Annotated in this window: 23 protein-coding genes and 1 pseudogene; 19 read left to right on the top strand and 5 right to left on the bottom strand. The window is 71.3% G+C overall.

Going from position 1 to position 21,778, the window contains the following annotated elements; genetic code table 11:
• Window positions 1-12 precede the first annotated feature (12 nt).
• The 6 genes and pseudogenes from AC1DWP_RS15965 to trmD all read left to right on the top strand — a co-directional run bounded on the left by AC1DWP_RS15965 (window position 13) and on the right by trmD (window position 5,258).
• Entirely contained in the window at window positions 13-477 is a 465-nt protein-coding gene (locus AC1DWP_RS15965; RefSeq protein WP_477615474.1) for an RrF2 family transcriptional regulator, read from the top strand.
• Window positions 477-2,033, top strand: coding sequence for an SDR family NAD(P)-dependent oxidoreductase (locus AC1DWP_RS15960; protein WP_477615473.1), 1,557 nt, complete (start codon window positions 477-479; stop codon window positions 2,031-2,033). The genes AC1DWP_RS15965 and AC1DWP_RS15960 overlap by 1 nt, the downstream gene beginning before the upstream one ends.
• Window positions 2,034-2,458: 425 nt before the next feature.
• Window positions 2,459-2,959: pseudogene (gene rpsP / locus AC1DWP_RS15955) on the top strand (30S ribosomal protein S16); the annotation flags it as partial.
• Between the two features lie 146 nt (window positions 2,960-3,105).
• A complete protein-coding gene (locus tag AC1DWP_RS15950; RefSeq protein WP_140741550.1) occupies window positions 3,106-3,348 on the top strand; it encodes an RNA-binding protein in 243 nt (80 codons plus the stop codon).
• Between the two features lie 119 nt (window positions 3,349-3,467).
• Complete coding sequence (gene rimM / locus AC1DWP_RS15945) at window positions 3,468-4,010, top strand: ribosome maturation factor RimM (protein ID WP_477615472.1); 543 nt, start codon at window positions 3,468-3,470, stop codon at window positions 4,008-4,010.
• A gap of 15 nt (window positions 4,011-4,025) precedes the next feature.
• Complete coding sequence (gene trmD, locus AC1DWP_RS15940; RefSeq protein ID WP_477615471.1) at window positions 4,026-5,258, top strand: tRNA (guanosine(37)-N1)-methyltransferase TrmD; 1,233 nt, start codon at window positions 4,026-4,028, stop codon at window positions 5,256-5,258.
• Here trmD and AC1DWP_RS15935 read toward each other — a convergent pair.
• Complete coding sequence (locus AC1DWP_RS15935; protein WP_477615470.1) at window positions 5,242-6,042, bottom strand: ceramidase domain-containing protein; 801 nt, start codon at window positions 6,040-6,042, stop codon at window positions 5,242-5,244. The two genes, trmD and AC1DWP_RS15935, sit on opposite strands and share 17 nt — an antisense overlap.
• A gap of 45 nt (window positions 6,043-6,087) precedes the next feature.
• A complete protein-coding gene (locus tag AC1DWP_RS15930) occupies window positions 6,088-6,846 on the bottom strand; it encodes an ABC transporter permease (RefSeq protein WP_477615469.1) in 759 nt (252 codons plus the stop codon).
• 150 nt (window positions 6,847-6,996) lie between these two features.
• On the opposite strand from AC1DWP_RS15930, the gene AC1DWP_RS15925 reads away from it, so the two are divergent.
• The 12 genes from AC1DWP_RS15925 (at window position 6,997) to AC1DWP_RS15870 (ending at window position 16,996) form a co-directional block, all read left to right on the top strand.
• Window positions 6,997-8,067, top strand: coding sequence for a LacI family DNA-binding transcriptional regulator (locus AC1DWP_RS15925; protein ID WP_477615468.1), 1,071 nt, complete (start codon window positions 6,997-6,999; stop codon window positions 8,065-8,067).
• A 61-nt stretch (window positions 8,068-8,128) separates the two neighbouring features.
• The gene (locus AC1DWP_RS15920) at window positions 8,129-8,353 is read left to right on the top strand and encodes a hypothetical protein (RefSeq protein ID WP_477615467.1); all 225 of its coding nucleotides are present in this window, start codon (window positions 8,129-8,131) and stop codon (window positions 8,351-8,353) included.
• Between the two features lie 240 nt (window positions 8,354-8,593).
• Window positions 8,594-8,953 (top strand): 50S ribosomal protein L19, encoded by a 360-nt coding sequence (gene rplS, locus AC1DWP_RS15915; RefSeq protein ID WP_477615466.1) that lies wholly within the window; start codon window positions 8,594-8,596, stop codon window positions 8,951-8,953.
• Between the two features lie 72 nt (window positions 8,954-9,025).
• Window positions 9,026-9,769: a signal peptidase I gene (gene lepB, locus AC1DWP_RS15910; protein ID WP_477615465.1), complete on the top strand. Its 744-nt coding sequence runs from the start codon at window positions 9,026-9,028 to the stop codon at window positions 9,767-9,769.
• Window positions 9,766-10,797 (top strand): signal peptidase I, encoded by a 1,032-nt coding sequence (gene lepB / locus AC1DWP_RS15905; RefSeq protein WP_477615464.1) that lies wholly within the window; start codon window positions 9,766-9,768, stop codon window positions 10,795-10,797. The genes lepB (AC1DWP_RS15910) and lepB (AC1DWP_RS15905) overlap by 4 nt, the downstream gene beginning before the upstream one ends.
• 3 nt (window positions 10,798-10,800) lie before the next feature.
• Window positions 10,801-11,577: a ribonuclease HII gene (locus tag AC1DWP_RS15900; protein ID WP_477615463.1), complete on the top strand. Its 777-nt coding sequence runs from the start codon at window positions 10,801-10,803 to the stop codon at window positions 11,575-11,577.
• Entirely contained in the window at window positions 11,574-11,891 is a 318-nt protein-coding gene (locus AC1DWP_RS15895; RefSeq protein WP_140741572.1) for a DUF2469 domain-containing protein, read from the top strand. The genes AC1DWP_RS15900 and AC1DWP_RS15895 overlap by 4 nt, the downstream gene beginning before the upstream one ends.
• 169 nt (window positions 11,892-12,060) lie before the next feature.
• Window positions 12,061-12,432, top strand: coding sequence for a YraN family protein (locus tag AC1DWP_RS15890; protein ID WP_477615462.1), 372 nt, complete (start codon window positions 12,061-12,063; stop codon window positions 12,430-12,432).
• Window positions 12,429-13,967 carry a YifB family Mg chelatase-like AAA ATPase gene (locus tag AC1DWP_RS15885; protein WP_477615461.1) on the top strand — a complete coding sequence of 513 codons (1,539 nt, stop codon included), beginning with the start codon at window positions 12,429-12,431 and terminating at the stop codon, window positions 13,965-13,967. The genes AC1DWP_RS15890 and AC1DWP_RS15885 overlap by 4 nt, the downstream gene beginning before the upstream one ends.
• Before the next feature lie 38 nt (window positions 13,968-14,005).
• Window positions 14,006-15,067: a DNA-processing protein DprA gene (gene dprA, locus AC1DWP_RS15880; RefSeq protein ID WP_477615460.1), complete on the top strand. Its 1,062-nt coding sequence runs from the start codon at window positions 14,006-14,008 to the stop codon at window positions 15,065-15,067.
• A gap of 63 nt (window positions 15,068-15,130) precedes the next feature.
• Complete coding sequence (locus AC1DWP_RS15875) at window positions 15,131-16,033, top strand: tyrosine recombinase XerC (protein WP_477615609.1); 903 nt, start codon at window positions 15,131-15,133, stop codon at window positions 16,031-16,033.
• A 156-nt stretch (window positions 16,034-16,189) separates the two neighbouring features.
• Complete coding sequence (locus tag AC1DWP_RS15870) at window positions 16,190-16,996, top strand: DUF3152 domain-containing protein (RefSeq protein ID WP_477615459.1); 807 nt, start codon at window positions 16,190-16,192, stop codon at window positions 16,994-16,996.
• Between the two features lie 113 nt (window positions 16,997-17,109).
• On the opposite strand, the gene AC1DWP_RS15865 is transcribed toward AC1DWP_RS15870, so the two are convergent.
• The 3 genes from AC1DWP_RS15865 to AC1DWP_RS15855 form a co-directional block, all read right to left on the bottom strand.
• Window positions 17,110-17,721 carry a peptidoglycan DD-metalloendopeptidase family protein gene (locus AC1DWP_RS15865; RefSeq protein WP_477615458.1) on the bottom strand — a complete coding sequence of 204 codons (612 nt, stop codon included), beginning with the start codon at window positions 17,719-17,721 and terminating at the stop codon, window positions 17,110-17,112.
• Between the two features lie 119 nt (window positions 17,722-17,840).
• The gene (locus AC1DWP_RS15860) at window positions 17,841-18,998 is read right to left on the bottom strand and encodes a pyridoxal phosphate-dependent aminotransferase (RefSeq protein WP_477615457.1); all 1,158 of its coding nucleotides are present in this window, start codon (window positions 18,996-18,998) and stop codon (window positions 17,841-17,843) included.
• A gap of 40 nt (window positions 18,999-19,038) precedes the next feature.
• Window positions 19,039-20,343 carry an MFS transporter gene (locus tag AC1DWP_RS15855; protein ID WP_477615456.1) on the bottom strand — a complete coding sequence of 435 codons (1,305 nt, stop codon included), beginning with the start codon at window positions 20,341-20,343 and terminating at the stop codon, window positions 19,039-19,041.
• A 335-nt stretch (window positions 20,344-20,678) separates the two neighbouring features.
• Here AC1DWP_RS15855 and rpsB point away from each other — a divergent pair, with 335 nt between their 5' ends.
• Window positions 20,679-21,722, top strand: coding sequence for a 30S ribosomal protein S2 (gene rpsB / locus AC1DWP_RS15850; protein WP_477615455.1), 1,044 nt, complete (start codon window positions 20,679-20,681; stop codon window positions 21,720-21,722).
• Window positions 21,723-21,778: the final 56 nt, after the last annotated feature.

Below are 21,778 nucleotides of genomic sequence, written 5' to 3'. Positions count from 1 at the left end.
CACAATGCGCGGGTGGACATCTCGGCACGCACTGAGTACGCGGTCCGGGCCATGCTCATCCTCGCCGAGGCGGCGACGATGTCGGCCGGTCCGGTGAGCGTCGAGACCCTGTCGTACCGGCAGACCCTGCCGCGCAAGTTCCTCGAGGCCATCGTCGCCGACCTGAAGACCGCGGGGCTGGTCAAGAGCACGAGGGGCGCGCGCGGCGGCTACTCCCTCGCCCGCGAACCCCGGGACATCTCCCTCGGTGACGTGTTCCGTGCCGTGGACGGACCACTCGCGGAGGTGAGGGGGCTGCGGCCGCACGAGACGGCATACGAAGGGGTCGCCGAGCACCTGCCCACGGTGTGGGTCGCCCTGCGGGCGAGCCTGCGATCGGTGCTGGACGAGACCAGCCTTGCTGCCGTCCTCTCCGGAAACCTGCCCGAGCGGGTGGGTGCCCTCGCCGCCGACCCCGATGCCTGGCGCAGCCGCTGATGGCGCACGACCAGGCAGACCGGGCGGCGGCGGACATCACGCCCGCTGTCCCGTTGGACGTCGGGCCGGGAATCGACCCGGACGACCTCGCGACAGCGCTGCGCGTGCTGGAGGAGCTGGCCGAGCTCGATGGTGACCACCCCGACATCCAGACCGTCAAGCGAGCCACCGGCCGGATGTACAAGCGGGTGCGCAAGGCCCGTCGTCGCGAGGCGAAGCAGCCCCAGGTCGACCACGACGAGGCGATCCTCGCCCAGACCGCCACCGGGTCCCCGATGCGCATCGACGACGAGACCAAGGGCATCCCACTCGTGTCGACGACCCGGGGCGCACACGCCGGCGAGCTCCTCAAGCCGCGCAACTGCTACATCTGCAAGGCGGAGTACACCCTGGTCGACGCCTTCTACCACTGGCTCTGCCCCGACTGCGCCGCCCTCAGCCACTCCAAGCGCGAGCAGCGCACCGACCTGACCGGCAAGCGAGCCCTGCTCACCGGCGGCCGCGCCAAGATCGGGATGTACATCGCGCTCCTGCTGCTGCGGGACGGCGCCCACCTCACGATCACCACGCGGTTTCCGCACGATGCGGCGAGACGCTTTGCTGCGCAAGAGGATTCGCACCTGTGGATCCACCGGCTCAAGGTCGTCGGCATCGACCTGCGCGACCCCACCCAGGTCGTCGCCCTCGCTGACGAGGTCGCCGCCGCGGGCCCCCTCGACATCCTCATCAACAACGCGGCCCAGACGGTGCGCCGCACGCCGGGCGCCTACTCCCACCTCGTCGAAGGCGAGTCGGTCCCACTCCCCGGGGACATCGCCCTGCCCGAGCTGGTCACCTTCGACAGGATCAGCGAGGCGCACCCCGCCAACCTGCTGGGCACCCTGCGCGAGCACAAGGTGGCCCACCACGAGGGGGAGTCCGAGCGAGAGGCGGCGCAGGCGCTCGCCCAGCGCTCGGCCGCCTCGATGACGTCGATGGCGCTGTCCGCCGGTCACGCCAGCCTGGAGGCGCACCTCGCGGGGACGGCGGTCGACGCGGGCGGGTTGCTGCCCGACACCCAGGTCAACAACTCCTGGACGCAGAAGGTCGAGGAGGTCGACCCGCTCGAGCTCCTCGAGGTGCAGCTGTGCAACGCGACCGCGCCGTTCATCCTCGTCTCGCGGCTCCGGCCGTCGATGCGGGCGGCGGTGGCGGCCGGTGCCAGGCGCGCCTACGTCGTGAACGTGTCGGCCATGGAGGGCCAGTTCTCCCGCCGCTACAAGGGTGCCGGCCACCCGCACACCAACATGGCCAAGGCGGCGTTGAACATGCTGACCCGCACGAGCGCGGGGGAGATGTTCGAGACCGATCGGATCCTGATGACCGCGGTCGACACGGGCTGGATCACCGACGAGCGTCCGCACCATGAGAAGCTGCGGATCGCCGCCGAGGGCTGGCACGCCCCGCTGGACCTCGTCGACGGGGCCGCCCGCGTCTACGACCCGATCGTCCGGGGCGAAGCCGGTGAGGACGTCTACGGCTGCTTCGTCAAGGACTTCGAACCCAGCCCCTGGTGACAGCCCGGTCCAGGGGAGAGGCGACTTGCTGCCGGCTGCTGGTCACGGAGCACCCGGATCGGGGGTCTGGTGACCACCGGAGAGCACCAAGTCGGGGAGGGGTGGGACTTGTTGCCGGCTGCTGGTCACGGGGCACCCGGATCGGGGGTCTGGTGACCACCGGAGAGCACCAAGTCGGGAGCGGCGCAGGCGGGTGAGCAGGCGGCATACCCTCGCGTGTCGCCTGGACCCGTTGGCCGGCGGGGTCGCCGTGGTCGGGAGCACTGTGAGGGTCTGGCAGAATGGTCGGCTGTACCCGTCCAGGCACGGGCTCGGTCTCGCACCGGAGCCTCCTGGCTGGAACGCCTACACCGAGTTCCGGTACCCCGCGTGAATCCTGCGCGGTCTCGCCGTGCTCACAACCAGAAACAGGAGACACCACCACCGTGGCCGTCAAGATTCGTCTGAAGCGCATGGGCAAGATCCATGCTCCGTTCTACCGCGTCGTCGTCATGGACTCGCGCGCCAAGCGCGATGGCCGGGCCATCGAGGAGATCGGCAAGTACCACCCCACCGAGGAGCCCTCGGTCATCGACATCAGCTCGGACCGTGCGCAGTACTGGCTGGGCCAGGGCGCGCAGCCGACCGAGGCCGTCGCCGCGCTGCTCAAGATCACCGGTGACTGGCAGAAGTACAAGGGCGAGCCCGGCACCGAGGGCACCCTGCGTGTCAAGGCTGCCAAGCCGTCCAAGAAGGAGCTGTACGACGCGGCCATCGCCGCGGCGGGCAAGTCCGAGGCCGGCGCCGACGGGGCCACCACCCCGAAGAAGAAGGCCACCAAGAAGGCTGACGAGGCTCCTGCCGAGACCGCCAAGGCCGACGAGACCCCTGCCGAGACCGCCAAGGCCGACGACAAGCCCGCCAAGGCTGAGAAGGCCGACGAGGCCAAGGTCGAGGCCCCGGCCGCAGAGGTCGCCGTCGAGGAGCCCAAGGCTGCTGACGAGGCTCCCAAGGCTGACGACGCGAAGGCTGAGACCGAGGAGGCCCCCGTGGCCGCCGACGCCGACGCCGACGCCGCGGACAAGGCCTGACCGTGCTGGAAGAGGCGCTCGAGCACCTCGTCAAGGGCATCGTCGACCACAAGGACGAGGTGGCCGTGCGACGCAAGGAGCTCCGCCGTGGTGAGGTGCTCGAGGTCCGGGTCCACCCCGAAGACCTCGGTCGCGTGATCGGTCGCTCCGGTCGCACCGCGAGCGCCCTGCGCACCGTCATGGGTGCGCTGGCTGGCGGCCAGAACGTCCGCGTCGACATCGTCGACACCGACCGCGTGCGCTGAGGCTCCGCCGACAGCAGACGCAGTGACGAAGGGCCACCGGGCTTCCCGGTGGCCCTTCGTCGTGCCGGCCCGCAACCCCGTCGTCGTGCCAGCCCACCAACCCCTGAGAGGATCAACCCATGCCTGCCGACTCCAGACTCCTCGTCGCCCGCATCGGCAAGCCGCACGGCCTGCATGGTGAGGTGACGGTCCAGACGCACACCGACGACCCCGAGGTCAGGTACGTCCCTGGCGTTGCCTACGAGACCGAGGCCGTCGCGGGCTCGGGGGTTCCGAGGTCGTTGACGCTGCGCTCGGCCCGCCTGCACCAGAAGACCTGGTTGCTCGCCTTCGAGGAGATCCCCGACCGCACCGGGGCCGAGTCGCTGCGCGGCACCCGCCTGTTCATCGACGCCGAGGCCGCCGTGGCGCAGGACGAGGATGACGCCTGGTACGAGGACGAGCTCGTGGGCCTGGCCGCCGTCGACCCCCACGGCAGCGTCCTCGGCGAGGTCGCCGGACTGCGCACGGGGGCGGTCCAGGACCAGCTCGTGCTGCGACTGACCGGTGGGGCCGAGGCGCTGGTCCCGTTCGTCGAGGCCATCGTGCCCGAGGTGGACGTCGAGGGCGGCCGCGTCGTCGTGGACGCCCCGCCGGGACTGCTCGAGCTCAATGCCGAGTGACGGCCCGGTGACCCCGTGATCATCGATGTCGTCTCCATCTTTCCGGAGTACCTCGCGCCGCTCGACCTCTCGCTGATCGGGAAGGCGCGTCGCGACGGCCTGCTCGACCTGAGGGTGCACGACCTGCGCGAGTACGCCCACGACCGGCACCGCAGCGTCGACGACACGCCGTACGGCGGTGGGGCGGGCATGGTGATGAAGCCGCAGCCGTGGGCCGAGGCGCTCGACCACGTGGTCGCCTCAGCCGACGGCGGCACGCGTCCGCGTCTGGTCGTCCCCGGTCCGGGAGGTATGCCGTTCACGCAGGCCCTGGCGCGCGAGCTCGCCGAGGAGCCGTGGCTGGCCTTCGCCTGCGGCCGCTACGAGGGCATCGACGAACGCGTCTACGAGTACGCGGCGCAGGACCTGGGCCTCGAGGTGTCGGTGATCTCGCTCGGCGACTACGTCCTCAACGGGGGAGAGGTCGCGGTGCTGGCCATGGTCGAGGCCGTCGCCCGCCTGTTGCCGGGTGTCATCGGCAACGCCGAGTCACTGGTCGAGGAGTCCCACGAGGACGGCCTGCTCGAGTACCCCGTCTACACCAAGCCCGCGTCCTGGGAGTCCGCTCCGGGCGTCACCCGCGACGTACCCCCGGTCCTTCTCTCGGGTGACCACGGCGCCATCGCCGCGTGGCGGCACCAGCAGCGGCTCGATCGCACCGCGGCCCGCCGCCCCGACCTGTTGCACGTGTCCCAGACGGTGCACCGGACCGGCACCGGACAGGCAGGGCAGGAAGGGCTGGAAGGGCTGGAGGTCGCCGTCGCCACTGCGGCGGATGCCCCGGAGCTGATGACGCTGGGCCGCGCCTGTTGGCTCAGTGAGGCGCGAGCCAACGACTCGCTCAGCATCCCGCCACTCGTCGAGACCCTGCCAGAGGTCGTGGCCGGCATCGCCGAGTGGCGCACCTGGACCGTTCGCGCCGGCGGGCGCCTGGTCGGGTCGGTGCGCGGCCGCACGGCTCCGACCGAACGAACCCTGTGGCAGATCGGCCGGCTGATGGTGGCGCCCGACCTTCAGGGCCGCGGACTGGGGCGTGCCCTGCTCGCCTTCGCCGAGGCGCAGGCGCCGGCGGGCACGGCGGCATACTGGCTCAACACCGGGATCCGCAGCGACCGCAACCTTCGGATCTACCGCAAGGCGGGCTATCGCGTGCAGCCGGGCGAGGGTGCCTTTCCCGGCACCGTCGACCTGGTCAAGCCGCGCCGCTGACCCGCTCACTGGCGTAGAGCCGGTACACCGCGTAGGCCGCCACCGCGCAGAGCAGGTGCCACGCGGCGTGCCCCTGCAGGAGCGAGTTGGGGTGGCAGAAAGCAGTGCCGTCCTTGGCGAGGTTCCAGATCCCGAAGGCCAGGGCCAGGGCGCCGGCCGACGCGAAGCCCCAGCGGATGTCGCGGTGCGTGCTGCCTCGACGCCAGAGGACCGCTTCGCCCGTGAGGGCCACCAGCAGGAAGGCCCCGAACGCGAGGTTGGCGGCGATGTCGACCACGGGGACGTGCCCAGGGATGCGTTCGACGAGCTCGCAGACGACCACCACGGCGACGAACAGGCCTGCGAAGAAACCGTCACCGCGATGCAGGCAGCGGGTCACGGCGTACGACGAGGCGAACGCCGCCACGAGGTACATGCTGAGCAGGTCGAGGTGGCCTCCGAGGGCGCTCTGGGTGGCATGCATCGCCGCGCTGCCCGCCCCGAGCAGGACGACCACCACGCCGAAGGCGCCCGCGAGGCGTGGGTTGGCCGCGATGGTCGTGCGGGCCGCCCCGGCCCGCCACGCGATGCCGAGGCCGGCGAGGACGAACCCGACGTTGCTGAGCGTGTTGGCGGGTTGCCGCACGATGCCGTCCCGGGCCGCCTCGCAGAACCGGTCACCGCGGCCGACGTCCGGGCCGAGCCAGCCGTGGACCGTCGCCAGTCCGAGCAGGGTGACCGAGACGACCGCCACGGCGGAGGCCAGCGCGAACGGCCGCAGGTCCCGCCGTTCGTCCGGTGGCATGCCGTGAGTATGCCGCCACCGACACCTGCAGGGATGCGGGTCGGCTCAGTCGACGAGGGCCGTGGCGAGGTCGGACGGGACGAGGCGACGGCTGGCGACGAGGCGCTCCGCCACCAGGACGGTCACCGTCTGGGCGGCCATGATCCCGAACAGCACCAGCACCTGCGCCGTGGCGGCCTGCACCGGCGTGCCGCCGCCGAGCATCACGCCGATGAACGCGCCGGGCAGCGTCACGACACCGGTCGTCTTCACCTGGTCGAGCCCCGGCAACAACGCCTCTGTCGCGCGGCGGTGGACGATCTCGAGGACGGCCTGGTGGGGGAGCAGCCCGAGCGACAGGCACGCTTCGTACTGGCTGTGCTCCTCGCGCAGGGCAGCGAAGGCGCGGCGGCCCACGAGGGTGTGCGCTGTCATGGCGTTGCCGACGATGATGCCGACGACAGGGATGAGAGCGATGCCCTCGGGCGGGATGGTTCCCGTGCCGAGGACCACCGCGACCACGGGCAGGACGCCGGCAGCCATGGCCAGCGCCGCCCACCTCCAGGCCCGCGGCGCCTCGACGCGCCGCGAGGTGGTCAGCACACCCATCGCGAACATGACCCCGATCAGCGCGACCGACAGCGGAAGGCTGTCGACGACCGCGGCGATGAGCAGGGCGGCGACCCCGAGCTGGGCGATGGCCCGTACCGCCGCGACCAGCACCGGACGCTCGAGGTCGTAGCCCGCCACCCGGTGGGCCGCCAGCGCGATCGACAGGAGCAGCGCCAAGGCGATGGCGACGGGCCACCCGGGGTCGATGCTCACAGGCGCCACCGTATGCCGCGTGCTGGCGGTGGTGCGCGAGCGGGCCCCTCGCGAAAAGGAGCTGCGCGAGTCGGGAATGTTTTCTGTATCGTTCTTCTTGAACGATTTAGTACATCGATACAGATCGCAGATTCAGGAGGGAGGCCACACATGGGAAACGTCACCTTGAAGTCCGTTGCCGAGGCTGCCGGCGTGTCTGTCTCCACTGTTTCCAACGCCTACAACAAGCCCGACCAGCTGTCGGCCGAGGTGCGCCGGCGGGTGCTCGAGACCGCGAAGGCGCTCGGGTATGCCGGTCCCAACCCGGCCGCACGGAGCCTGCGGTCCCAGCGGGCCAGGGCCATCGGTCTGGTGTTCACCGAGCGGCTCAGCTACGCGTTCTCGGACCCCTACTCGGTCGGAATGCTGGCGGGGCTGGCCGAGGTCGCCGAGCAGTTCCAGACCGGCCTGCTGCTGATCCCGCTGACGCCCTTCGACCCCGAGCGGCCGGAGGAGGTCGAGGCGAGCGCCGAGGCCATGCGGGCCGCGGTCATCGACGGGGTCCTGGCCTACTGCCTCGACATCGGCCACCCGGCCCGCGAGATCGCCGTCGAGCGGGGCCTGCGGATGGTGGCGACCGACGACAAGGACCCGCGGATGGACGGGTTGGTGCTGATCGACGAGCGGGGCGCGGCCCGTGAGGTCGGCGAGCACATCCGACGGCTGGGGCACCGGAACGTCGGCATCGTCGTCGACAGCAAGGTCGACTCCCACCAGGTCGTCGAGGTGGACGACGTGCAGCACCGCTCCATGTCCTTCTCGTGGGACCGCTACGACGGCTTCCGTGAGGGCCTGGGCCCGGACGTGAGCGTGCGCACCGTCGCACCTCCCGGCCACAACTCGGTCGAGGCCGGCCGGGCGGCCGGCGCCCACCTGCTCGACCGCCAGGACCGACCTACGGCGATCATCACCGTGAGCGACGTCCTCGCCCTCGGCGTGCTCGACGCGATGAGGCAGCGCGGCATCACCCCGGGGCGGGACCTGTCCCTCGTCGGTTTCGACGACGTGCCGGCGGCGGCCGACAACGGCCTCACGACCGTGCGGCAGCCCATTGCCGAACGAGGTCGGATCGCCGGCCGCATGCTCCTCGACCCCGACTACACCGAGCGCCGCGTCGTGCTCCCCACCGAGCTCGTCGTGCGGTCCAGCACCGGACCTGCCACGACGCCACAGACGCGCTGACGGACCCGTCAGCGTCCACCGATAGCACCACCGCACCACACATCCCCGGAAGGAGAAGGACATGAGCGACTACATCGCCCTCACCATCAACAGCAACGCAGGCGCCGCCCTGGCCCGGTCGGCCCGCCCGGACGCCCCCGTCGTCGACGACGGCCTCGGAACCCGTCCGACTCGCGGAACCGTGCGCCGTTCGTTCGCGACCACGTTGCGCAGCACGGCGTCGGTCCAGCGTCGCTGGGCCGACCGGATCGACCCGGCCTGGGGTCCGGCGCACGCCAGCGCCTGAGCGCGTGGCCCAGCCACGCGGCATACCGGGATCTCAGGGGCCGCGACGATTTCTGTCGCGGCCCCTGTGCGTGGCAGAATGGCTCCTCGCGCCCGCGTGACCAGCGACCCCTGCCACAGGGGGAGTGTCCGGGCAGTGTCCCGACCACGTGGTCGGTCACGCACCAGGCGCGCACCATCATCAGCAGCACCACCCAACACCCTGGGCGACCTGTGGCGCCGAGAAGAAAGCGAATCCGCCATGCAGCGTTTCGATGCGATCGACAAGGCATCCCTTCGTGACGACATCCCGGCCTTCCGCGCCGGCGACACGATCAACGTGCACGTCAAGGTCGTCGAGGGCACCCGCTCGCGCGTCCAGGTCTTCAAGGGCGTCGTGATCCGTCGCCACGGTGGTGGCATCGGCGAGACGTTCACCGTCCGCAAGGTCTCCTTCGGCGTCGGCGTGGAGCGCACCTTCCCGCTGCACACCCCGATCATCGACCACATCGAGCTCGTCACCCGCGGTGACGTCCGTCGCGCCAAGCTCTACTACCTGCGCGACCTGCGCGGCAAGGCTGCCAAGATCAAGGAGAAGCGCGAGACGGTCACCGCCAAGTAAGGCGGGAACCATCTCTCCCTCGGGTGTCCCGCCACGCGGCGGCACAGCCCCGAGGGTTAGGCTCCGGATGCGATGAACCCCGGACCGGAATCACCCCAGCACGACCCGGCCGCCGCTCCAGTCGAGACTGATGCGGCGGTCGCGTCGGAACGCCCACGTGGCGGCCCGTCGTGGCTGCTCCTGGCGAGCGTCTCCCTGCTGGTGATGGTGCTGGTCCGGGGTTTCCTCGTGCAGTCGTTCTACGTCCCGTCGGGATCGATGGAGCCGACGATCGAGCCCGGCGACCGCATCCTGGTGAACAAGCTGGTCTCCGGCGGTTCGCTGCGGCGGGGGGACGTGGTCGTCTTCGACGGCACCACGAGCTTCGCCGTCGCCGAGCGCGAGCCCCACAAGGACGACGGTCTGATCGGACGGGCACTCGGCGGCGCGGCCTCCCTGGTGGGTCTCGACCTCGGTGAGCAGGACTTCGTCAAGAGGGTCATCGGGCTGCCCGGCGACCACGTCGTCTGTTGTGACGCCCAGCACCGGCTCACCGTCAACGCAGTGCCGCTGGCCGAGCCCTATCTCTTCTCCGGGGACCAGTCGAGCGACCTCACCTTCGACGTCACCGTGCCGGCCGGCCGGGTCTGGGTGATGGGCGACCACCGCAGCGACAGCGCGGACTCCCGCTCCCACCTCGGCGACCGGGGCGGCGGCACGGTGCGGCTGTCCGACGTGATCGGCCGCGCCAGTGCGACCTACTGGCCGCTGTCGCGCGTCGGTGGTTTCGACACCCCCGAGGCGTTGGCCGACATCCCCCGCGTCGGTGCCCCGTGAGTGGCGACGCACGCGACGCGCGGGACGCGCGCCGCGTCGACGCGGGGTGGCTCGGCTACGAGGGAGAGTCCCCGCGATCGTCGGAGCCCGCGCAGGTCGACGGGGTCGACTCGGTCGATCCCGGTGCCGACGAGTCCGCCGAGCCCGAAGGACCGACGGCGTCATCGGCGTCTCGCAAGGGACGCCATGCCGACGATGCGCCGGTGGGCGGTCTGGCGGTGCTCGGTGCTGCCCTCAAGGAGTTCGCGATCGTCGTGGGGATGGCCCTGGTGCTGTCCTTCATCGTCAAGACCTGGCTGCTCCAGGCGTTCTACATCCCGTCAGGCTCCATGGAGGACACCCTCGTCCTCAACGACCGCGTCATCGTCAGCAAGCTGACGCCGGGACCCATCGACCTCGAACGCGGCGACATCGTCGTGTTCGCCGACCCGGGCCAGTGGCTCGACGCGACCACACCGGTCCAGCGCGGACCGCTGGCGACGATCGTCAGCGACACCCTGACCTTCGTCGGACTGCTGCCCGACAACGCCGAGAACCACCTCATCAAGCGTGTCATCGGGCTACCCGGTGACCATGTCGTCTGCTGTGACGAGGGCGGTCGGATCACCATCAACGGCACCGCCATCAAGGAGCCCTACCTCAAGCCGGGCGACGCGGCGAGCGAGCAGGACTTCGACATCACCGTGCCGAGGGGACGCGTCTGGGTGATGGGCGACCACCGCTCCAACTCCGCCGACTCGCGGGCTCACGACGCTCCCGAGAACAACGGCAGCGAGGGCTCGGTCGACGAGCGCCTCATCGTGGGCCGCGCAGTGGCGCTGGTCTGGCCGCTGGACCACCTGACCTGGCTGTCCAACCCCAAGGCCACCTTCGCCACCGTGCCCGCGCCCGCTACCAGCGGCAGCCGTGCGCCCGCCGGCGATCCCCAGGGGGGTTCGACGACGGGCGGGTCCGACGGGGCGACCGACGGCCAGGGTGGTGGCGAGGTGGGAGGCACCGACACCGACGCCCCGACAGGAACGGGCTGACCGGTGGCTCAGGCGCAACCGGCGGGACGCAGCCGCAAACCCAACCTGCGGGTCGAACGCCAGCTCCAGCGAGACGGACACCGCCTCCTCGCGGGCATGGACGAAGTGGGCCGTGGCGCCCTCGCCGGGCCCGTCAGCGTCGGCGTCGTCCTCATCGACGAGACGTGTCGCAGCGCGCCCGCCGGCGTGAAGGACTCCAAGCTGCTCACGCCCGCGGCGCGGGTAGCGATGGTGCCGCGGATCAGGCGGTGGGCCCTGGCGTATGCCGTCGGCCACGCCTCCCCCGAGGAGATCGACGAGATCGGGATCATCGCGGCCCTCCGTCTGGCGGGGTGCCGCGCGCTCGCGGCCCTGGACATCGTGCCCGACCTGGTCATCCTCGACGGCAACCACGACTGGCTCACGGCCCCCGACGAGGTGGGGCTCTTCGCCTTCGCCTCCGACTCCGCCCCCGTTGCCCCGCCGGTCACGACCATGATCAAGGCCGACCTCAAGTGCTCCTCCGTGGCCGCCGCGTCGGTGCTGGCCAAGGTGGAGCGCGACTCGATGATGGTGGCCGCCGCCCCAGACCACCCGGCCTACGGCTGGGACGAGAACAAGGGGTATGCCGCGCCGGAACACCTCGCGGCGCTGGAGGCCTTCGGCGCCACGGACCTGCACCGCAGGTCGTGGCGGCTGCCCGGCATCTCGGGAGATGATGGGACTGGTCTCGGCGATCGGGCAGGGCAGGGTGCGCTGACAGCACCCGACGTGACGCAGGTGGAGATGAGTGCGCGATGAGTTCAGAGGACCTGGAGAAGTACGAGAGCGAGATGGAGCTGCAGCTCTATCGGGAGTACCGCGACGTCGTGGGCCTGTTCTCCCACGTCGTGGAAACCGAACGTCGCTTCTACCTGTGCAACTCCGTCGACGTGAAGGTGCGCTCCGACGGTGGCGAGGTCTACTTCGACGTGACGATGGCCGACGCGTGGGTGTGGGACATCTACCGGCCCGCGCGGTTCGCCAAGCAGGTGCGGGTGGTGACGTTCAAGGACGTCAACGTCGAGGAGCTGGCCAAGTCCGATCTCGAGCTGCCCAAGGGGCAGGGCTTCTAGGTCGGAGTCGCGCGCCACTGGCCGGCCACGGTGGCCCAGGGCGCGACGGCGACAGCAATGGCGCCGTATCGGGAGTCGCCGCGCACAGGGGACCCTGCCGCGTCGTCCTGGTCCACAGCCCGGCGCTTGGCTGCTGTCAGCGGGACGGGCAGGCGGCTTGGCTTGGCGCATGGCACACCAGACAGATCCGCGCCGGGCGCTGGGTGAGTACGGCGAGCGACTGGCCGAGCGCTACCTGAGGGAGCACGGGGTGGCGGTCATCGACCGCAACTGGCGGTGCGCCCGCGGCGAGATCGACCTAGTGGGCAGGGACGGCGACTGCCTGGTCTTCTGTGAGGTGAAGACGCGCCGGACCGAGCGGTTCGGTGCGCCTGTCGAGGCGGTCGACCGGCGCAAGGCTGCCCGACTGCGACGACTCGCGTCCGCCTGGCTGCAGGCCCACGACGAGCACCCCGGGCGGATCCGGATCGACGTGATCGGCATCCTGCGTCCCGTCGCCGGCCCGGCCCGGGTCAGGCACCTCCAGGGGGTCGGCGGATGACCTTCGGGCGGACGCGCTCCGTGACGCTGGAGGGACTTGCCGGTGCCGTGGTGGAGGTCGAGGCCCACCTGTCGGGGGGCCTCCCGGCGTTCATGTTGGGTGGTCTCCCGGACACGGCCTGCGCGCAGTCGCCCAACCGGGTGAAGGCCGCGGCGGCAAGCATCGGCCGGTCCTTGGCTCAGGACCGCATCACGGTCAACCTGTCTCCGGCGTCGATCCCCAAGAACGGCAGTGGGTTCGACCTGCCGATAGCCGTGGCCGTGGTGGCAGCGCTCGCGATGGTGTCTCCGGAGCGGGTGCGAGACATCGTGCACCTGGGTGAGCTGGGACTCGACGGTTCGGTCCGTCCTGTCCGCGGCGTCCTCCCCGCCGTCCTGTCCGCGGCGCGGGCAGGGTGTCGCGACGTCGTCGTGCCCGTGGCCAACGCGGCCGAAGCGCGGCTGGTGCCCGACATCCGGGTGCATGCTGTCAGCCACCTGGCCGATCTCATCGCGGCGTACTCGGGCGGGTCCGAGACGTTGGGCCTCGGCGTTCCGGACTCCGCCATCGCGCCGGCCCTGGCCCGGGCGGATCCGCTGGACCTTGCCGACGTCGTCGGTCAGGACGAGGCCAGGACAGCGCTCGAGCTGGCTGCTGCCGGGGGTCACCACCTGTTCCTGCTCGGCCCGCCCGGCTCGGGGAAGACGATGCTCGCCGAACGCCTCGTCTCGATCCTGCCTCGGCTCAGCCGCGAGCAGTCGATCGACGTGCTGGCGGTCCGCTCGCTCCTGGGCGTGACGGCCGCCGAGCTCGACGTCGAGGGGCTGCCACCGTTCGTCGCCCCGCACCACAGCGCGACCCAGGCAGCCATCATCGGTGGCGGCAGCAGTGCCGTGCGGCCCGGGGCGATCTCGCAGGCCCACCACGGTGTGCTGTTCCTCGACGAGGCTCCCGAGTTCAAGACCCAGGCACTTCAAGCCCTGCGCCAGCCGTTGGAGTCCGGCCACGTCATGGTCTCGAGGGCGCGGGCCACGGTGCGGTTCCCTGCACGGTTCCTGCTGGTCATGGCGGCAAACCCGTGCCCCTGTGGGCTGGGCTTCGGCAAGGGCATCGGCTGCGCGTGCTCCCCCATGGCCAAGCGCGGCTACATCGGCCGACTCTCGGGGCCGCTGCTCGACCGGGTCGACCTGCAGGTGCACGTGCCCGCGGTGACCCGCGCCTCTCTCGCAGGTCTGACCGGAGAGAGCAGCGCCGTCGTGGCCGCGCGGGTCCGGGAGGCCAGGGAGGCGCAGGCGCAGCGATGGGACTCGACCTCGTGGCGCGTCAACAGCGAGGTCCCGGGGTCCGAGCTGCGGCGTGGACGGTGGCGGCTGCCGAAGTCGACCACGGTCGACATCGACCGGGCCCTCGACCGCGCTCAGCTCACCCTGAGGGGCTACGACAGGGTGCTGCGGGTCGGGTGGACCGTCGCCGACCTCGGCGGGCGCAGCACCCCGGTGCGAGACGACCTCGGCGCCGCCCTGGCCCTGCGCAACCAGGGGCCGGTGGCAGCGTGACGGCGCCACGGGCGTTTCGGGGAGAACGTGGGGCACGGGTGGCCTGGGCGCGGCTGGTCGAACCGGGCGACGCCGACGTGGCGGCCCGGATCGCGGCGGCCGGGGCGGAGGAGGCCTGGCACACCGTGGCCCCGGGCACGACCGTCGGCGCGAGGATGGCGGAGCGGCTACCCGGGTTGGATGTCGAGCGGGACTTCCAGATCGCTCAGCGGCTGGGCGCCCGCATCATCATCCCGGGCGACGACGAGTGGCCGCACGGCTTCGACGACCTGGCCGCGCCCCCGCTCTGCCTGTGGCTGCAGGGACCCGCCGACCTCGCGGAGGTGGCGGCCCGCAGCGTCTCGATCGTGGGCGCGCGCGCCGCCACCGGTTACGGCGTCCATGTGGCCAAGGACCTCGCCGCCGGCCTGGCCGAACGCGACTTCGCAGTCGTGTCCGGTGCGGCGTACGGCATCGACGGTGCCGCGCACGAGGGCGCCCTCGCGGTGGACGGCGTGACCATCGCGTTCGTGGCCGGAGGCATCGAACGGCCCTATCCCAGTGGCCATGCCGGGCTCCTGGACCGCATCCGTTCGGCAGGTCTCGTGGTCAGTGAGGTGCCACCGGGATCCGCCCCCACCAAATGGCGCTTCCTCAGCCGCAACCGGCTCATCGCCACGGTCAGCCAGGGCACGGTCGTCGTCGAGGCAGGCCTGCGCAGCGGCTCCCGCAACACCGCGCGGCTGGCGGGTGAGCACCTGAGGGTGGTCTGCGCCGTACCGGGACCGGTTTCCTCGGCGGTGTCGGCCGGCTGCCACGAGCTGGTCCGTGACGGGGCCACCCTGGTCACCGATGCCGCCGAGGTCGCCGAGGAGGTGGGTCCGATCGGGGAGCTGGCACCGCGCAAGCACGGGCCCTCAGAGCGCGACGACGACCTGTCGCTCACCCACCAGGCTGTCCTGGCGGCTCTGCCGACTCGCAACGCCGTCACGACCGAGGACCTGGCTCGCAGGTGCGGGCTCGCAGCCCACGAGGTCCGCAGCGCGTTGGGCGCCCTCGACGTCGCTGGTCTCGCGATCCGCGAGGGGAGTGGTTGGCGCAAACCCGCAGTGCCGCGCTGAGCTGCGGGGTGGCGGCTTGTGCCGCGTCGCTGCGTTTGCGACGGTGACGGCGTGAGTCAGTCCATGGCGCAGACGCTGGCTGCGTTCGAGCGCCACCTGCGCAGCGAGCGAGGCCGGTCGGAGCACACCACTCGGGCCTACCTCGGCGACCTGCGGGGTCTGGTGGAGTTCCTGGACGCCGAGTGCGGGATCACAGACCTCGCCGATGTGGGGCTGCGTGACCTGCGAGGCTGGCTGGCGGCCCAGGCGGAGTCGGGGGCGGCTCGCTCGACGATCGCGCGGCGGTCAGCCGCAGCCCGGACCTTCCTCGGCTGGGCCACGCGCACCGGGCGGGTCGAGCACGATCCCTCCTTGCGGCTGGCCGCGCCGAAACGCGGTGGCCACCTCCCCGAGGTGCTGCGGCAGTCTGACGCCACGGCTCTGATGGACGTCGCGGCGGTGGCCAGCGACGACCAGGACTCGATGCACCTGCGCGACCGGGCTGCCTTGGAGCTTCTCTACGCCAGCGGGATCCGCGTCGGCGAGCTCACTGCCCTCGACATCGACGACCTCGATCTCGACCGCGGTGTGGTGCGCGTGATGGGCAAGGGGGGCAAGGAGCGGACGGTGCCCTTCGGGGCCCCGGCGCGCGACGCCGTTCAGGCCTGGCTCACCCTCGGACGACCCCAGGTCGCCGTGGACGGCAGTGGCCCGGCGCTGCTTCTGGGGCGTCGGGGTCGTCGGGCCGACCCGCGACAGATCAGGGCAGCGGTGCACTCCCTGCTCGAACACGTCCCGAACGCACCGGACCTCGGCCCGCACGGGCTGCGCCACAGCGCGGCCACCCACCTGCTCGAAGGGGGAGCCGACCTGCGGCTCGTCCAGGAATTGCTCGGCCACGCGTCGCTGGCGACCACCCAGATCTACACCCATGTCTCCGTCGACCGGCTCAAGCAGTCCTACCGGCAGGCGCACCCGCGTGCGTGACGACCGATTCGAGCTCTCGGCAGTCGCGACCCGGGCGCGCCGTGGTCTGCGAGCCAGTCGGAAGGGGGAAGATGGATGCCACAGTCGTCGCTCGGACCCCACGGGGTCCGCGTCTCTCGAGAGGAGCAGTGCCAGCGCGTGAGTGAGGACTCGCGGATGACCCGCACGCCGCCTCGGCACCGCCGCCGCCCCAGCCGGCAGGTGCGGCTCCGCCGCACCATCGCAGTCACGGTCATCCTCCTTCTCGTGGCCGTGGTGACCGTGCGACTCACCACCAGGGGCGACACGGCTCCGGTCGGTGCAGCTGCCTCACGGGTCACCACTCCAGCGAAACCCTCCGCGACGGCCACCCGGACGACCAACAACGAGGACGGCTCGGCGGCGACCGAGACGACCGCGGCGGGTGCCACCGAGGTCCCGCAGGAGGGCACCGGCAAGCTCACGGTCGTCTCGGTGCCGCGGGCTCCGGTGGCGACCTCCGGGCGGACCGTCAGGTACACGGTGGAGATCGAGGGTGGGCTCGGTGTCGACCCGGCGCAGGTGGGGACGACGATCCAGTCCGTGCTGCTCGACCCCAAGGGGTGGCAGAAGGTCGACGGTGTCCGCTTCGTCAACGTCACCCCGCAGCAGGAGGCCAAGGGCGCCCACGTGGACGTTCGGGTCACGCTGGCCAGCCCTGGCCTGACCGACAGGTTGTGTGCCCCGATGCGGACCCTGTCCCAGGTGTCGTGCTGGAACGGCGAGCGGTCGGTGCTCAACTTCCGCCGGTGGGCCCTGGGCGACGACAGCTACGGCGCCGACGTGGCGCTCTACCGCGTGTACCAGGTGAACCACGAGGTCGGTCACGGCCTCGGTCACCAGCACCGGACCTGCCCCGGCAAGGGCAAGCGCGCCCCCGTGATGGTCCAGCAGACCCTCGACCTCGGTGGGTGCAGACCCTGGCCCTACCCCTCGGGCGCCTGACCCGCCAACCACGGGCTTCGGCACACGTGGTCCGGAGGGAGTCGGTCCGCGGGCACTGGGACCAGAGGCACTGGGGTCAGGGGCAATCGATCCGGAGCCGGCAGCGGCAACACCTATGGGGCCAGCGGCAGCAGGCGCACTCGCCGGCCGCCCTCCAGGAAGGTCAGGGGGTCGAGGTAGACGTCGCCCCGGATCGCCCCCAGGTGCAGGCACACGGCGGCGCCGCAGTGCGACCCGTGCTCGTCCAGCCGCCCCAGCACAGCTCCCCGCGCCACGGCCGAACCCGCGACCACCGCCGACTCCACCGGCTCGTAGGTCGAACGGATCCCGGAGGCGTGCAGGACGCTGACGGTGCCACGACCCGCGATGCTGCCCACGTGGGTCACCGTGCCCGCCTCGACGGCATGGACCTCCTGCTGCGCCGCCCCGGTGAGATCCGCGCCGCGGTGCCCGGCGCCGTACGTCGTGGCCGGTCGCACGAAGGGCCGGACCAGGGCGGGCTGCGGCTGCAGCGGCCAGGCCCAGCGGCCGCGCAGGGCGGGGGACGGGGCGCGGCTCGAGTCGCGCGGGACCGCTGCGGCCAGCTGGTTCCACGATGGCGCACTGGTCGACGCGGAGGAGGACGGGAGGCCAGGGTGCTCCCGCCCGGTCGGAACCGCCGACAGGGTGGTGCCGGCGAGGACCAACGCAGCGACGGGCAGGAGCGACACGGCTGCTGGATGCATCGGCTCAGGATCGCGGTCCGCTCCTGCGGGCGCCCGGCAGGGGACGGCGACCTGTGGACGGCGCGGTCCTTCACGTGGGCGGTGTGGATGTCGGGCAGCGATACCGCCCGGCTGTCGACCTACAGCCGGCTCAGCCGTTCCACCGCCTCGTGGAGCACCTCGTCCCGTTTGCAGAACGCGAACCGCACCAGGGTCCGGGCGGCCGCGACGTCGTCGTGGAACACCGACACCGGCACGCCCACGACGCCTGCCCGTGCGGGCAGCTCCCGGCAGAACGCGAGGGCGTCTGTTGCGCCCAGGGGAGCTGCGTCGGCGACGACGAAGTAGGTCCCGCCGGGCACCGACACCTCCAGCCCCGCCGACCGGAGCCCTGCGACGAGCAGGTCTCGTTTGGCTTCCAGCGAGCGCGCCAGCCCGGCATACACCTCGTCGTCCAGGGCGAGGGCCAGGGCGACGGCCGGCTGGAAGGGGCCGGACCCCACGAACGTGAGGAACTGCTTGACCGCGCGCACGGCGGCCACCGCGGCTGCGGGCCCCGACACCCAGCCGACCTTCCACCCGGTGGCGGAGAAGGTCTTGCCGGCGGACGAGATCGTCAGGGTCCGCTCCCACATCTCGGGCAGGGTCGCGACAGGCAGGTGCACGGCATCGCCGAAGACCAGGTGCTCGTAGACCTCGTCGGTCACCACCCACGCGTCGAACTCCCTTGCGAGAGAACAGATCAGCTCGAGCTCGGCTCGGCTGAAGACCTTGCCCGTGGGGTTGTGGGGCGTGTTGAGCAGCACCAGCCGGGTGCGTGACGAGAAGGCGGCCCGCAGCGACTCCTCGTCCACCGCGAAGTCCGGGAAGCGCAGCACCGACGTGCGACGCACCGCGCCCGCCAAGGCGATCGACGCGGCATACGAGTCGTAGTAGGGCTCGAAGGTGACGACCTCGTCGCCCGGCTCGCAGAAGGCGAGGATGGTCGCGGCGATGGCTTCGGTGGCGCCGACGGTGACGAGCACCTCGGACTTCGGGTCGACGCCGAGGCCGTAGAAGCGCGCCTGGTGGGCCGCGACGGCATCGAGCAGCTCGGGGACACCGGGGCCAGGCGGGTACTGGTTGCGCCCGCCGTCGATGGCCGCCTTGGCCGCGTCGAGCATTGCCTGGGGCCCGTCGGTGTCGGGGAAGCCCTGGCCGAGGTTGACGGCGCCGTGCTCGGTGGCCAGAGCCGTCATCTCAGCGAAGATCGTGGTGCCGAACGGGGCCAGTGCGGGTTTGCCGGGTGGACGGGCCATGCGCCTGAGGGTATGCCGCGTGACGACCGTGGAGCGGAACCTATCCCTCGGCGCGTGGCGGGCGGGCCCGCGCTTCGTCCTCGTCGGCGTGCGCCTCGTCGGCGTGCGCCTCGTCGGCGTGCGCGATGTGTCCGAGCTGACGCCACACGAGCACCAGGGTCACGCCGGAGCCGATGAAGGCGAACCAGAACGGGGCCGCGGCGCCGAAGTGGCGAGCGAGGAGGCCCCCGAGGAACTGGCCCACGAGCAGCCCGACGATCAGCCCCACCCAGTAGACGCTCCCGACCCGGCCCTGGAACTCGTTCGGCGTGCCTCGCTGGCGGACGGCCGAGGAGAGGGAGCCCCACACGAACGCGTACCCGCCGAACACCACCATGATCCCCATGGCGACCCAGGGCACCGTGGTCAGCGCGAGGGCGAGGTGGGTGAGCACCTCGAGGACCAGACAGATCTTCATGAGGCGGGCCAGCGGCACGCGTCGTTCGAGCCGGTCGTAGAGCAGCACCGAGGTCACGCCGCCCACCGCCGAGGCCGTCGTGAGGAGGCCGAACCCCACCGCGCCGACACCCAGGCGCTCCTGCGCCCAGTAGACGAGGACGCCCCAAGGGGCGCCCCAGGTGATGTTGAAGATGAAGATGACGAGGGTGAGGGTGCGGATCGGCGCGTTGCCGGCGATCCAGCGCAGCCCGTCCAGGATGTCGTGGCCGATGTGTTGCTCCGGACGCTCGCGGGTGTCCTCGCGTGGCAGGCGCACCTTCGCGAACAGCACGGCCGACAGCAGCAGGGCGCTGCCCTGCACCCCGAACGGGACGGCGGACCCCAGGGCGAACAGGCTCGCGCCGACCGCCGGACCGATGAACTGGTTGGCCACGAGGAACCCGGACATCTGCCGGGCGTTGCCGACGCCGAGGTCGGCCTTGGGCACGATCATCGGTAGGACGGCCCGCCAGCCGGTGTCGGCGAAGAGCTCCGCCACACCCACCGCGAACAGGGTCACGAGGAGCAGGGCGATCGAGACCGTGCCCGTGGCGATGGTCACGACCAGGATCGCCAGCACGACCACCCGCACGAGGTTGCCCGTGAGCACGAGCCAGCGGCGATCGACGCGGTCGGCGACGGCGCCGGCATACAGGCCGAGCAGCAGCGTGGGCAGGTTCTGGACCATCGCCGCCGCGGCGATGAGGGCGGGGTCGCGCGTCAGCGAGGCGACGAGCAGGGGACCGGCGGCCAGCGCGATCCCGTCGCCGAGCTGGCCTGTCCAGGAGGACGCCAGGTTCCAGCGGAACGGCACGCCCATGCGTGCAGGTGCGACCCGTTCGCCGAGTCGGGACAGGAGGCTGGTCACAAGAGGGCGAGCCTACCGGCGTCCGTGCGAGAGGTCGTCCGGGTTCTCGGGGGGCTCGAGGGGGCCGGGGAGGGGCACGGGAGGGTCACGTCAGAGGCGCTGGCGATTTCTCGATCACGCCCGTGAGCACGTACGATGGTCGGCGGTCCACGTGTGTTCACACACGCAGACCTACTTCGCGCGTCTTCCGCCCGCTGACTCGGCTCGCCGACGAAACGGGGGCGCACCACAGCAGTCCGGTGAGTATGCCGGTGGGGTGCGTTGCAGGCGCCAGGCAGGTAGTCGCACCCATGCGGCCTACCGACGCAACTGACAACGACACAAGGAGACACGGCATGGCCGTCGTTACCATGCGCCAGCTCCTCGAGAGCGGCGTCCACTTCGGGCACCAGACCCGTCGCTGGAACCCCAAGATGAAGCGCTTCATCATGACCGAGCGCAACGGCATCTACATCATCGACCTGCAGCAGTCGTTGACCTACATCAACAACGCCTTCGAGTTCGTCAAGGAGACGGTCGCCCACGGCGGTTCCATCCTCTTCGTCGGCACGAAGAAGCAGGCCCAGGAGCCCATCGCCGAGCAGGCGACCCGGGTCGGGATGCCCTACGTCAACCACCGTTGGCTCGGTGGCATGCTCACCAACTTCAACACGATCTCCAAGCGCCTCACGCGCCTCAAGGAGCTCGAGGAGCTCGACTACGACAACGTCGCAGGGTCGGGCTACACCAAGAAGGAACTCCTGATCTTCAAGCGGGAGAAGGACAAGCTCGAGAAGACCCTCGGCGGCATCCGCAACATGGCCAAGGTCCCCTCGGCCGTGTGGATCGTGGACACCAAGAAGGAGCACCTCGCCGTCTTCGAGGCGCGCAAGCTCGGCCTGCCGGTCATTGCCATCCTCGACACCAACTGCGACCCCGACGAGGTCGACTACAAGATCCCCGGCAACGACGACGCCATTCGCTCCGTCACCCTGCTGACCCGCGTCATCGCCGACGCCGTGGCCGAGGGCCTCATCGCCCGCAGCTCCGGCAAGTCCGGTGAGCAGGCCGAGGGTGTCGTCGCCGGTGACGAGCCGATGGCCGAGTGGGAGCGCGAGCTGCTCGGTGGCGACGCCGCCGAGACCGCCGAGGCTGCCGCCCCGGAGGCCGGCGCTACCGCTGCCGCCGACGCGACCGAGGCTGCCCCTGTCGAGGCTGCCCCTGTCGAGGTTGCCCCCGTCGAGGCTGCTGCTCCCGTCGAGGCGCCCGTCGCCGAGGCCACCGAGGCGCCCGTCGCCGAGGAGACCGCCGCCCCTGAGGCTGCGGCCGCCACCGAGGAGACCGCCGCCCCCGAGGCGCCGGCCGCCGAGGAGACCGCTGCTGCCGAGGCCAAGGCCTGAGCCCACCCCTTCCGCAGCCCTGCCTGACGGCATGGGCACCTTGTTAGAAATGAGCT

This window comes from Pedococcus sp. P2_F6 (assembly GCF_056403675.1).
Note: the sequence above shows the minus strand (reverse complement) of the source record. Positions and strands in the feature narration are given on the sequence as shown.